This window comes from Bradyrhizobium sp. WSM3983 (assembly GCF_000473045.1).
GTDB lineage: Bacteria > Pseudomonadota > Alphaproteobacteria > Rhizobiales > Xanthobacteraceae > Bradyrhizobium.
Genome location: NZ_AXAY01000033.1, coordinates 18643 through 33139, shown reverse-complemented (window position 1 = coordinate 33139; position 14497 = coordinate 18643). Strand labels below are relative to the sequence as shown.

Sequence of the window (14497 nt, the reverse complement as noted above, 5' to 3'; positions counted from 1 at the left end):
TGGAGTTAGTAGCCTCCTCTGGCCAGTTGAGCGTGGCTGCTCGTCGCCTCTGGAGCAGATTCAAACGCGAGGACGATTGGTCAGATGAGCCTGGGCGAGCGATTTTCTGAGCCGCGCAGTTGGGCCTTCGAGGAAATGTTCGGGCGAGGGCAGTGCGCCAGCAGACCGATGGCATGCTGGGCCGTTGTGCTCGTCGGTAGCCTCGTGCCAATTGCGATCTCGGGAGAAGCAGCAGCTCAGCTCTTCACCGCACCGGTGATGATCGACCATTTTCAGGATGTTCCTTCGCCCGTGCCGCCTCCTGCGCTTGCGTCGCCAGTGCCGTTTCCGAAGCCGGCGGCCCCACCTCCAACGCCCCAGGCGGAGCGTGACACGAGCCCGAATCCGCTATGGACCATCCCGGTGCTGAACCTGAAGGCGACAAGGGAGCGGCCGTTGTTTTCTCCGACGCGGCACCTCGCGCCGCTGGCAAAGGCTCCGCCGTCCGCTCCGCCTGCGCCGCCCCCACTCCCGCGGCCGCCGGAGCCGGAAAAGCTGCAGCTAACGCTGATCGGCACAGTGGTGGGTGAGGGCGGACAAAGCCTTGGCTTGTTCGTCAATTCGGCCGACAACAGTTCCGTCAAGCTCAAGATCGGCGACAGTCACCAAGGCTGGGTCCTGCGTGAGCTGTCGCCTTATCGCGCCAAGCTGGACAAGGGTCCGCAGAGCACCGCTCTCGAATTCCCTCGCTCTGTTCCGAAGCGAGACGTCGCCGCCGTAGCCCCGCCTGTTCCCACTCCTCCGGCGGCGATCGGACAGCCGTCAACGGCAGTCGCTCCGATCAACATCGTCAGACCACAGCCGCCGGCGGCGCCACAGGTCAATCCATTTCAGAAGTTCTGGTCTCGGTAAAAGCGCGCGCCGAAACGCCGCGGGGCTGCCGATCGGACGCTCCCCGATCGTAGCGGGATTGACGATTTTGATCGACCGATCAAATCGATATCATGCGCTCAATCGTCGCACTCGTTGACCGAGTCATCTTAATCATGTAACTCGAGAAATGTTAAATGTTGTACAACGATACATTTCCGACATGATTATGTTAGTAAATAATCGGTAAAGGCGGTGCAAAGCTGCGGCCTCTCAGGGGCGCGCGTACCGCATGTGGTCTCTCGGCGTGTTCGAGTCCGGCCATGAGGAGTCGATCGCACCGTGACCAGTCCCAATCTCCCCCTGCCTCAAGGCGGATTTCGTCGCGCTCTGAACAAGTCGCTGCTGGGCAGCGCCAGCCTGCTGGTCCTGATGCTGACCGGTCCCGGCGAAGCGCGAGACCTCACGTCCGCCGGCAGCGCGATCTCGGCGACGGCGGCCGCACAGCAGGCGGCGATGGCCGCCGCACAACAGGCCGCGGGGGCGGCGAACCAGGCTCAGGCTTCGCTCGCACGTGCCGCCGCGGCGCTGGCTGCAGCGCGGAAGGTGCAGCAAGATGCCGCTGCCGCCGCGCAGGCCGCAGCGTCGGCGTCGTCCGTTCGGAACGGTCTCGGCGTAGGCGGGCTTCTGCCGGGTGGCGGCACGGCTGACGATCCACTGGCCGGAATCAAGGCGGACCTCAAGAACGGGACAACGACGACTTGGCTTGCCGCGGGCTTGCCGATGCAAACGACCACCGCCTCCGGCGTGACCGTCGATATCACGCAGACGCAATCGAGAGCGATCCTGAACTGGCAGACGTTCAACGTCGGTGCCAAGACGACCGTCAACTTCAATCAGTCCGGAACCGACTGGATCGCCCTGAACCGGGTGACCGATCCGACCGGATCTCCCAGCCAGATTCTCGGTCATATCAACGCGATCGGTACGGTCTACGTCATCAATCGCAACGGCATTATCTTCGGTGCCGGATCGCAGATCAACACGCATTCGCTGATCGCATCGACGCTCGATGTCGGCAAGCTCGGCAATACCCGGGAACAGCGCGACGATTTCTTCGTCAAGAGCGGCATCGCCGGCGCAAGCCCTCCCAACTCCTTTTCGATCTTCGATGACCAGATGGGAGCTCAGACCACGAAGATCGGCGGCGACATCGTCGTCGCCCCCGGCGCCTCGATCACGACCTCCGTGGTGAGCCTGGATGATCCCGGCTTCATCTACCTGTTCGGCGCCAACGTGACCAATGCCGGACGGCTCAGCTCGCCGGCCGGCGAGGTTGCGCTGGTGGCCGCGCGCGCCATCGATCTCGTGTCCCACGGCTACTCGGTGTTGCCGACATCCGTGGTCGGCTTGAATCCGGACGACGCAACGGGTCAGACCAAGCTCCCGATGAACGGCACCGAGTTCAGGATTTCGCCGTTTGCGGCATCTTACGCGGAGGCCGGTAAGGGCATCCCGGAAGGGTATCCGACCAGCTTCAGCTATTTGGCGGGAACGGGGCAAGTCAGGCACGAGGGCCTGATCGAAACACCGCGCGGCAACACCGTCATGGAAGGGGACCGGATCACCATCGGCAGCCTGCATGCCGATCCCACCGATCCCTCCAGCCAGCTCGTGCACGGCGCTGACGGCAACCTCGTGCGCGGCGTGATCTCCGCCGATACCAGCATCGGCCGCAACAGCCTGGTGCTGCTGCGCGCGGCGACCAGCGTCGATATGAACGGCGTCATCAGCAGCCTGCCTTATAACGACGGCACGCAACTATCTAGCGGATCGACGACCGGCAGCACCGTCCAGTCGTTCCGGCCGGCTTATATCGAGATGTCCGCACAGGCTGCGGTCACGCTCGGTTCCGATGCGCTCATTTCAGCTCCGTCCGCCTATGTCGCGCTCCGTGCCATCAATCTGGGCAGCGCCAACTCCGCCGTGTTCACATCGGGAACGATGTTCACCCAGGGTGGACTGGATGCGACGGCCAGCAACATCCAGGCGGGCATCGCCGGTCAGCAGGTGCTGTTGCAGCCCGGCGCCACGATCGACGTCGCCGGTTTGGAGAACGTGGAGCTGCCTGCCAGCTATAATTATGTCTCGTTCCAGCCACGCGGGCTCGAATTCGCCGACATGCCGCTGCAGCGCAACGGCGCGCTGTTTGGCCAGACGCTTTATTTCGACATCAGGTCCTCGGGCACGCGCAGCGACCAGACGACATGGGTCGGCACGCCTCTGGCGGACGCCAGCGGATATGTGGCCAAGGTCGGTCGCAGCATCGACCAGCTGATGACCACCGGCGGGACAGTCGCTCTGACGACCGATCTCGTCGCGCCGCCCAGTGGCGGGCTTCCGGGCGTGACCCAGAGCGCAGGATCGGTGATCAACGTCGCAGGCGGGAGCGTCAAGTTCCTGCCGGGCACGGTGCCATTGACGCGATTGATCGGCGCGGACGGTCGCATCTACAGCATGGACAAGGCCGATCCGAACATGACCTATGTCGGACTTGCCGGTCAGTTCACAGTGGACCATTCGCACTGGAACGTGAAGGAGACCTGGTACACCGGGACGACACAAAACGTGGCCGGCTATGCCGAGGGGCACGACGCCGGCAGCCTGACCGTCACGACCGTCACAGCATCGTTGCAGGGAACGACGTTCTTCGGCTCGGTCGCGGGCGATCGGCAGATCGCCTCCGGACAATTGCCCTTGCAGGGGTCCCTGGCTCTCACGACGCCGTCCAGCGTCGTGATCGGAGCAGGTGGCTCCAATAATTTCGCGAGCCAGAGCCAGGTTCAGACGACGCTGTTGGCCGATACCCTGTCGGGCTACGGATTGAGCGCCTTGACAGTGAAGTCGAACGACTTCGCGCTCACGTCGGGAAGCTCGCTCAGTCTGGCCGCGGGCGGCTCACTTTCGGTGACCGCGGGGCTGATCGACGTTGCCGGCGACGTCACGGCGAATGGCGGCAAGATCAAACTGACCACGGATCAACTCAACCTGGCCAGCGGCGAGTTTTCTCACTTTTTCAAGGCGCCCACCGCCACGTCGGGCGGCATCCTTGCCGCCAACATCTATGTCGAGGGAGCACTGGACGTCAGCGGACGGTTCGTCAACGACACCGGTCGTTTCGACAACAGTGGCGCCGGACCCGCTTTCATCGATGGCGGCAGCATCTCGCTCACGACAAACAAGAACAGCAATGGAATTAAGGATACGACCGGCAGCATCAAGCTCGCGGCTGGCAGCTCGCTCGACGTTTCGAGCGGCGGTTACATCTCCCCGCAGGGAAAGCCCAAGACCACCTCGGCTGGCATCCGGGCCGGCAAAGCCGGAAGCATTTCGCTCAAGATCTATCAGGGTTACGAGTTTGTCGAACCGAGCGCATCGGGAGTGCCCATCCGTCCGACGTCGGGATCCGTGGCCACGATCCAACTCGACGGTGCGCTGCGCGGTTACGGGTTTGAGAACAACGGCAGCCTGACGCTGGGCAGCGTCGACACGCTGCGGATCGGTGGCGCGCTGCAAACGGGCGAAGCGTCCTCGATCTGGATCAACGGCAAGCCGTCAGTCGTGCCGGTGTCGCTGTTCAACGATGGTGGTTTCGGCTCGTACACGTTGCAGTCGATCTCCGACGACTGGACCGGTGCGTCCGCGCGCATCATTGTGTCGGCCGGAACGGGCGTGAAGCTGCAGCAGCAGAATCTGTCGAGCTTTGCCGACTTCAGCCAGGTCCCGACCGGCGGAAAGCCGACCGTCACCGCGTCGCTGCCCGACAATCTGCGCCAGCCTGTGAATCTCACTCTTAAGGCCGACAATATCCTGCTCGATCAGGGCGCATCGATCGAGACGGATCCGAAGGCCAAGATCACGATCACCGGAAGTCCGAATTTCAAGGGTGGTTCTGAACAGGCGACCGCTGCTTCCCAGGTTCTGCTGCTCGGCCGCATCACCGATCACGGCGGCACGGTGTCGATCAACGCGCAGAAGACCTGGCTCGGCTCGCAGGCGCGGATCGACCTGTCGGGGACCGTCGTCGCCAATTATGGCTTCGGCACGGTCAACGCGGTTGCGGCCAGCGGAATGCTGCTGGCAGGCGGCACTTTCTCCGTCGATGCCGCCGATCCAGCGACGACGGCCAACCCGTCGCTGTCGGGAAGCTATGTCGTGGCCGAGAGCGGGGCGGTGGTCGACGTCTCGGGCTATGCCGGTGCAATCCAGATCGCGAACTCCGGCGCGACGTCGTCGGTCTGGTCCTGGAGCGACGCCGGCACGGTCAGCATCAACAGTGGCGCGCTGTTGTGGGGCGGGAGCTTCCTCGCCAAGGGAGGCGTGTCGCCGACGACAGGACAAAGCGATTCGCGCGCGAACGGCGGGACGATCCTCCTGGGTGGTGGCAACGTCACGCTGGCGCAGGACTCGCAGCCCGTGATCGACGCCTTGAACGCGGTCGGAACGCCTAGCGCGTCAGGCAATTTGCCGACGCTCGCGAGCAACCCGTCGCTTGCGAAATTCGACAACGTCATCTACGCGTCGGTCCGTCGATCGAGCGCGCCCTCCGGCTCGGGTTCCAACGACGCTCTCGCCGCCTTCGATAACATCTATCTCTACAGCGGATCCGCGTACGGCGGCGCGGCGCGGATCTTCAATGATCTGCCCGGCAATTTCTACGGATCAGTTGCGGTACCGGCGCTGGGCGTGCTTTCGATCCTGCCGGGTGCCAACGGCACCTTCACCTGGGACGTTGCGAACCGGCTCCACATCGCAGCCTCGACGATCGGCGTCGCTTCGAACCAGGCGTCCGACGTCAAGATCGACGCGCCCTATGTGCTCCTGACCGGAGGAGGCGGAGGCGCAAGTTCCGGCAAAGGCAGCCTGACCGTCACGGGTCAGACGATCGACGTCGTGGGCGCGGCCTTCCAGGGCTTCAGCAACGTCGCATTGAAGAGCTCGGGTGATCTTCGTCTGGGCACGCCCAAAGTAGTCGACGGCGTGGCCGATCCCAGCAACGCGGGCGCCACGCTCGACGCGTCACGATTTGCCGGGAAGCTGGTCGCCGGCGGTGACCTCTTGCTCTCCGCCCAGCGCATCTATCCGATCTCGGCGGTCGATTTCACCATTCAGACGCCTGGCAAGGTGACGTTCGCAGCCCCGGCCGACAGCCATACGCAGATCCCGCTTTCGGCGGGAGGCAGCCTGACCGTTTGGGCTTCGACCATTCTTCAGAACGGCAATTTGTTCGCGCCGCTCGGCAAGATCACGCTGGGAAATCTCGATTCCACCGTCTCGTCGATCATAACCTCGCAGGTCACTCTCGGCGCCGGTAGCCTGACGTCGGTCAGCCTTGCCGACACCGTCGTGCCATACGGAGCGACGTCGGATGGCGCGGCCTGGTACTACAACGCCAGCGTCAATCCTTTGGCTACACCTCCCTCCAAGGGATTGGTGCTTGCGGGAACGAATGTCGTTCGGGGCGACGGTTCGACGATCGATCTGCGCGGTGGTGGCGACTTGCAGGCGATGGAGTGGATCCAGGGTCGAGGCGGCTCGCGTGACACGCTGACGACGACACCGGCCGGACAGACGGTGTATGCTCTGGTGCCGTCGACCAGCGACGCAATCGCCGCATTCGACATTCACTTCGCCACCGCACGCAACGGCACGGCACCGGGCGACACCATTCCATTGCCGGGGACCCAGATCACCATAGCGGGCGGCAACGGCATCCCGGCGGGCACCTATACACTTTATCCCGCGCATTATGCGACCCTGCCAGGTGCGATGCGTGTGGTCTATTACGGCGACAATACCGCGGGAAGGGTCGCCAACGGCACGAAGCTGCCCGACGGAACGGTACTCGTCAGCGGCAACTACACCCAGTCGACGGTTCCCGGAAAGCAATCGTCCGGTTCATCGCTGTTTGCCATCCAGACCGAAACGGTTTGGAAGCAGTACAGTGAGTTCAGCCTGAATGGCGCCAACAGTTTCTTCACACAGCTCGCCAGGAAACAGAACGCTGTGGTGCCGCGCCTGCCGATGGACGCAGGGCGCCTTTCGGTGATCGCGCAGCAAACCATCCTGCTCAACGGCGTTGCCCTGACGCAGCCGGGACGCGATAGCAGCGGCAATTTGGGCCGTGGCGGCGAACTCGACATCAGTGCGCCGCAGCTCGCCGTGGTCGGGCATGCCGACTATGCCAAGGGCGGCATCCCCGCCGGCTATGTCGGCCTCGACGTTGCCCAGCTCAACGGTTTCGACAGTATCCTGATCGGCGGCCAGCGCAGCGACACGTCGAAGGGCACGCTGATCACGCCGACGGCGAGCAACGTTCTCGTCGATACCGATGGCGAAGCCTTGACCGCGCCGGAAATTCTCCTGGTCGCCCAGGTCGCCAAGCCGACCCAGTTGCAGGGAGTCCCCCAAGATCTGGATGCCCAGGGTACCGGCGGGACGATCGCGATCGAGAACCAGATCTACGCCCCGTCGCCGACCAGCGGCGTCGTGAAGATTGCGGCAGGCAGCATCGTGCAAGCGACCGGGACAGTGAACTCCGGCGCGGGTCGGTCGTACTATTTCGCTGATCCGAAGGCCGATTTCGCCGGGTCGAACGGCAAGGCGACGACGGCGCAGGACATCGCGACGGCGCTGGGCGGTACGCTCGATGCGAGCGGCACGGTGATCACCGGAGCCGACCTCTCCAAGCTCAGCTACTTCCTGAAGAACGCCGACGGCAGCTTCCTGACCAATCCCGACGGGAGCCTCTATCGCCACGGAGGAACGATCGGCGCGGACGGCTTGAGCGCCTTGCAGAACTACTCCTATCAGACCACCGGGCTCGGGGCGATGTTTGTCGCCACCAACGACAGCACGCTGAAGGTCTCGGGCCCGAGCGGTGTGGCGCCCCAGTCTCTGACCATCCGGTTCGCCGCAACCGCCGATCCTCGCGCCGCGGGCGTCGTCGGCGGCGAGATCGTTCTGCCGGCAGATGCCGGCAGGGTTGCCATCGAATCCGGCGTCAGCATCACCTCCAAGGTGCTTACGCTGCAGGCGACTGCTTCGACCAGTTCGGTGGTGGCCAACAGCAACGATCTTCACCTCGGCCAACTCAACATTGTCACCCGAACGATCGGCCTTGGTCCGGCAGTTCCGGTGTTCGACAAGAGCGCGGTGCTGTTCAACCAGCAATTTGCTGACGTCAAGTCGCTGTCGCTCAAGTCTCTGTCCGGTGTCATCACGATGTTTGGCGACTACAACCCCGGTGCGGTTACCAACCTCACCTTGGACACGGCCAAGGTGGTTCGTGCCGAAGGCGCCGGTAGCTCAACCGTTTCTGTCGCCAGTGGAGGCACTGTTCAGCTCATCAACAGCAGCGCGACGACCAGCGACGACAAGACGGTATCGCCGGCCAACAACAGCTATCAGCTGACGGTTGATGCCGCGAACATCGTGCTTGGCGGTGGCGACCAGTCAATTCTCGGTTTTGGCGGGGTCAACCTGAATGCAAGCAACCAACTGCTTGTCGCCGGCGTGGGAAGCATGACGCTTGGCGCCACCGGAGAGGCAGTCGACCTACACGTGTCGACGCCGAGCATTCTCGTCGCGAGCGCCAGCGGCGCGGGCGGAAAAACCTTTGCGTTCTCTACGTCGGGCAATTTCAACCTCGACAATGGCGGATTGATCGGCCCGATTCCCGATCGGCCGACCGACAGCGCCGAGATTAACGGCAGCGTGACGATCAAGGCCGCGAGCATCGCGGTCGACAGCATCATCCAGGCCCAGGCCGGTAGCATCACCCTCCAAGCAACGTCCGGGGATGTCGGGCTCGGGTCAGGTGCGCGTCTGGCGGCCGGCGGATATGTTAGCACGCTGGTAGACGTCACGACCTATGTGGCAGGCGGCAAGGTCGTGCTCCAGGCAGACTCTGGCAACGTTGCGGCGGCTGCAGGCAGCATCGTCGATGTGTCGCAGCCGGCACTCGGACAGGGATATGGCGGCGAGATCAACGTAGCGGCTCTGGGCGGCACTGCAAATCTTGCCGGCGTGTTGCGTGGTGGCGGCGGATCCGGCCTGGGTGGCCGTTTCAAGCTGGACACCAAGGGCGCGGTCGACCTGACCACGCTTGCAGACACGCTGCTGACGGGAGGTGTGACAGGGGCGATCGACATCCATACCCGAACCGGCAACCTCGTATTGGCGCAGGGGCATACGCTCAAAGCCAACGCGGTCACCCTGACCGCGGATGACAAGACATGGTCGAGCCCGGCTAAGCCGTCCGATCCCAACTTCGGCCAGGTGATTATCGCCGGCCGGATCGACGCCAGCGGCTACGCAGGCAAGACACTCGACGGTACCGGCCAGGCCGGAGGGCAAGTGGCCCTCTATGGCGCCAACCAGGTCCTGCTGACCGGCAGCAGCGTGATCGACGCCTCGACGGCGCACACGGATGAGCGCGGCGGCGACGTCACGATCGGAATCGCTTGGGCTGCGAGCGGGAAGATCTTGCTACAGACGGGTGCTCTGATCGACGTCTCGGGCGGCTCGAAGGGGGGCCTGTCCGGCGGCACTGTGACGTTCCGCGCGCCGCGCGACGGCAACGATGACGCGAAAATCGCAGCGATCGACGGTGCAGGCAACGAGCTGCCCACTATCCAGGGCTTTACGATCAAAGGCGCCCGCGCCGTCAACGTTGAAAGCTACGTCGCCTTCGATACGACGAGCAGTTCAGCTGGTCTCGACGGCTCCACCCTCGGCTGGACCGGTATCATCGATCCGGCCGGGTGGTACAATCCCGATGGTAGCCTGGCGACGAGCGGAGCCTGGACGAACATCACCGGCTGGCAGATCTCCGGCTTCACCACGAACATCGGGTTCAGGGCTGTACCCAACGTTGGCGTGGTGTCTGGCGGCGGAGGATCCAATGCAACGGCCGTGGCCGTGATGGGGGTCAACGCCAACCAGACCGGTTTCTTCAATCCGAAGCTGAACGCGGCAAATCCCTCAAATTCGGTGATGCCCGCCAATAGCAGCGGCATTCCGGTTGTATTCCCGACGCCGCCCGGGGGCGTAGCGGCCAAGGGCACCGCTTCGACCGATGCTGCCGGCGTGATCACCATCACCATCACCGATCCCGGTAGTGGCTATACCAGCATTCCGACGAGTGTGACCATCGGAGGCGCGGCCACCAGCCTTTCAGGCGGCTCGCTTCAGGTCGTTTCGGTGACCATCACGAGCCAAGGAAACAAGGCTTACGACACAGGTTCCGCTCCGACCATCACGTTCACCGGATTGGGAGCCAACACGTTCGGCGTCGCCGGCAACGCTACCGCCAGCTTTTCGCAAGGGTCGAACTTGGCGGGAACGACAGCAAACAACGTCTTCACGCCGGCCACGCCGAATTATCTTGCGTGGAAATCGAGCGGGGTCTTCCAGCAATTCGACCCGAGCAACCTGGGAAGCGCGACGTTCGTACCGGACACTCCAAACGGAAAATTCTTTGGGACGACGTTGCCTCAAGTCGTCAGTGGGCTCGTCCGCAATGCGGATGGGAGCTTCACCAAGCAGGCCTGGGCTTTTGGCGGTAAGAGCTACGGCTTCGACAATCTGTTCAACCGCCTTCAGCCGCTGGTGTCGGAGCTTGGCGCCGACGTCGTGCACGTCCAACCGGGCGTCGAGCTCGTGAATTCCACCGGCTCGATCACGGTCAAGGACAACTGGAACCTCGCGGCGGTATGGCAGGTCGGAGGTCTTCAGACGGCAACGAACGCGTTGACTGGGGCGACATTCCAATATTTCGATCCCGCTCAGAGCTACGCAAATTTCATCTATCGGTTGGCAACGCCGTGGGGTGGTCTTGATGCCGGCGCATTGACGCTCCGCGCCAAGGACGACATCAAGGTCAACGCCTCGATCTCGGACGGCTTCCTCCAGACCGGCAATTATCTCGATCCCAATTACCAGAACTGGGTGGCGTCCTATGTGAGCAAGTACGGCAGATCCATCGGCGACAAGTCCAAGGCGACGTATTACCCGTACTATCTCAGCACCGCGTCCGCCGATCTCGTCCCGATCGCGCCGTACAATGCAGGCGGCAACGTTATCAGTCCTACGGCCAAGGATCTCGCGGTGGCGGATCTGTTCCCGCACTCCCTCAACGTCTGCACGATCGATTGCAGCCAAGGAAACGTCGAGACGATCGTAAATCCCTCGTCCTGGACCTATCGGCTTGCCGCGGGCATCGATGCCAGCGCGCCCAGCGCCAATCCAGTCGCGACGATTTCGCTCGCGAACGCATTGAAGGGCAACGGCGGTAACGGGACCGGAAGTGTCATCGTCGACCAGCACACCAGCTACTCCCAGGGAGCTCTGGTTGCCAACGTCACCTCGCAGGCCAGTTCGGTTTCCGTCAATCTCCCGACCATGGTGCGGACGGGGACTGGCAGCATCGACGTCGCGGCCGCGTTGGACGTGAAATTAGCCGATCAGACTGCACCGGGCGTGATCTATGCAGCTGGCGTCAACACGGCAAAGGCAGCGAACCCCTACAGCGTGACGACGACAGCCGCAGGATCGAAGCTCACCGTCGTCGATCCGGACGGCTTCTTCGAGCCGCAGGTCTTGACCTACGGTAATGATGCCGTTGCCATCGCTGCCGGCTCGACCATCTATGGGGGCCCGCCGACCGCGGCGGCGTTCCCGCAGAATGGCGGCGATGTGACGATCGATGCGCAACATGACGTCATCGGCTACAGCGGCAGCGGCAACAAGACCTTGCAATACTACCAGCCCTGGCTGCTTGCGGTTGCCGGGCTGACGCCGGCCAACAGCGCTGCGTCCGGCGCGGCGGTCAGCCTGTACGGCGCGGGCGTGTTCACACCGTCAGGAACCGGCATTGCGTCGCAGACGGCCTGGTGGATCCAGTACGGTAGCTTCGACCAGGGCATTCTGAGCGCTGGTGGTAATGTGACAGTCGCCGCTGGGCATAACCTCGTCGATGTCTCGGTCTCGTTGCCGACGACGGGACGCGTCAGCGGTGGCCTGTCGGCGAATAGCGTGCCGGTCACACATCTCTACGGCAGCGGCAACATGGTCGTCCGCGCGGGCGGCGATATTCTTGGCGGTTCGTTCTACGAAGGCTCCGGACACGCCAGCATCATCGCAGGCGGTTCGCTCGGCCAGAACGCAACGATCTCCCGATTCGCCTCGAGCAAGCTTCAGCTCGCAGACGTGCCATTGCTGGCGGTCGATACCGGGCAGATTTCGGTGACGGCAGGGGCGATCGCGATAGCCGGTGTGATCAATCCCGCCGCGCTGAACGCGCAGAGCCCGACCTTCGCAAATCCGCTGGAGCAGGGGACACCGACCCAGCCCCTCTACATGACGACCTACGGCCCCGACAGCAAGGTGAGGGCGGTGGCCACGACCGGCGACCTCACGATCAGCATCGCCCCGACCGCTATCCGTGACGGCACCGCCGCCGCGATCGTCAACGCGGCGCCGTCGACATACCCGGCGAGCTTCGAAGCGCTGGCCCTGAACGGAAGCCTGGTGACGACGGGAATAGCCCAGGCGCTCAAGGTCAACGGTGTGGTCATCCCGATGCCCGGCATCGTGCTGAGCCCATCCGAGCAGGGCACGTTCGAATTGCTGGCAAGGAACAACGTCGACCTGACGTTCGGTTATCCGGACAACACCTTCCTGCTCAACTCCACGCCCAGGCCGTTCATCTCGGCCGGTCCGGCGCTGCTGGACGCCGCCTTCGATCCGTTCCAGCCGAACTTCGCCATCGACGGCCTGCTCGACAGCAACAGCCGCGCGCGCACCAATCCGGTCCTGGCACACAAGGACGATACGACGGATACAACGGCGCGGATCTATGCGGCGACCGGCGATATCAAGGGGACCGGAACTTACGGCGCACGTTACCAGGGCGATGCGTTTGCTGGATACCAGCGCGCCGAGTTCAACCGACCGACCAAGATTTACGCCGGTCACGATGTCGTCGATCTCAACATGATCGTGCAGAACATCCATCCCTCCGACGTGAGCTCGGTGGTTGCCGGGAACGATATCTACTATACCGGCTATAACAACGCCGGCGGGTTGCAGGTCGCCGGTCCCGGATTCTTCGTGGTGCAGGCGGGCGGCAATCTCGGCCCGTTCCTACCCGCCGCACATGACCTCGCATCTCAGGCGGTCGTTCAGGAAGGCATCGCGTCGGTCGGAAACGGCAGCACGACGCCGGTCGGCGACATCTATATCCAGCGCACAAGCGGCGGCTCGGTTGGCCTCTACAATGCGGGGCTATACGGCCCGATCAGCAATCCGCGTCGCAACACCTTGCTGACGGCCGAGGCCGGTACGAACCAGGGTGCAGACCTCATCGTGCTATTCGGTGCCAAATATGGTGCCGACTATCAGGCTGTGATTGACACCTATATCGATCCGAGCAACGCAACCAACATAGACCATAACTATCTGACCGAATTGCGAGCGTTCCTCGCACGGATCGGTATCGCGACGAGCAGCGAGCAGGATGCCTGGAACGAGTTCATCAACGCCGACAAGCTCCCGGTTCCACCGGTTAGCCAGGATCTGAAGCAGGTATTCGTCGATCAAGTGTTCTTCGCCGAGCTGAATGCCGTTGCGACGAGCAAATTGTCCCGCGCGGAAAAATATCCGATCGGCTTCAAGATGATCAATACGATGTTCCCGGCGAGCCTCGGCTACACCGACAACCCGCTCGATCCCGACGTGAAGCCGGCCCAACTCGTAAGGACGGGCGACCTCAACCTGCTGCACGCCACCATTCAGTCCCGGTTGGGTGGAGATATCTCCATCTTCGGTCCGGGGGGGTCGATCCTGGTCGGGCCGCTCGCCATCGAGCCCAATCCGAATCTCAAGCTGCGCGATCTCGGCATCCTCAGCCTCGGCGGAGGCGCTATCCGGTCCTTCACTGACGGCAATGTCCAGGTGAACTCGAGCCGCGTGCTCACGACGCAGGGCGGTGACATTCTGATGTGGACCTCCAATGGTGATCTGGACGCCGGCCGCGGCTCCAAGACCACCGTATCGCAGCCGCCGCTGCAGGTGCAGTTCGACTCCAACGACTACCAGACCGTCGATCCCGGTGGGTATGTCAGCGGAGCCGGCATCGGAACCCTGCAAGCCTCGCCCAAAGTGGCCGCGTCGCCGCTCAGGCTGCTGACGCCGCGCGGCAGCATCGACCTTGGTGACGCCGGCGCTCGCTCGTCGGGAGACGTGCTCCTCGACAGCCAGCAATGCTTCAATTGCAATAACCTCGCCGCATCAGGCCAGGTCACCATCACGGCCCAGCCAAATGTGTCGGTCAACGTCGGCGCGCTCACCTCAGGCTCCAATACGGCCGGGGCGGCAGCCAAATCCGCCGACACGCCGACGGCGGGCGGCGGAAATCAAAACCGGGCCACGATCTTGATCGTCGAAGTTGTCGGCTACGGTGATGGCGGCAACAATCAGGACGCGCCGTCCGGCAACGAGAACAAGCCTTCGGACGGCCCATCCGACAATAGCCGCAAGAAGGATGATGGGGGAACTTGATCGACAGATGATCGTCTTGGGGACA

Annotated in this window: 2 protein-coding genes; both read left to right on the top strand. The window is 63.2% G+C overall.

Annotated elements, in window-relative coordinates; translation table 11 throughout:
• The first annotated feature begins 84 nt into the window (after nt 1-84).
• The gene (locus tag YUA_RS47270) at nt 85-891 is read left to right on the top strand and encodes a hypothetical protein (RefSeq protein ID WP_156947432.1); all 807 of its coding nucleotides are present in this window, start codon (nt 85-87) and stop codon (nt 889-891) included.
• Nucleotides 892-1191: 300 nt separating this feature from the next.
• On the top strand, nt 1192-14472 hold the full coding sequence (locus YUA_RS0133880; RefSeq protein ID WP_027534665.1) for a filamentous haemagglutinin family protein: 13281 nt from the start codon (nt 1192-1194) through the stop codon (nt 14470-14472).
• Nucleotides 14473-14497 lie beyond the last annotated feature (25 nt).

What these genes read in the sequence shown, in the direction of transcription:
- YUA_RS47270 (WP_156947432.1), top strand. Translation starts at nt 85, where the DNA reads ATGAGCCTGGGCGAGCGATTTTCTGAGCCGCGCAGTTGGGCCTTCGAG.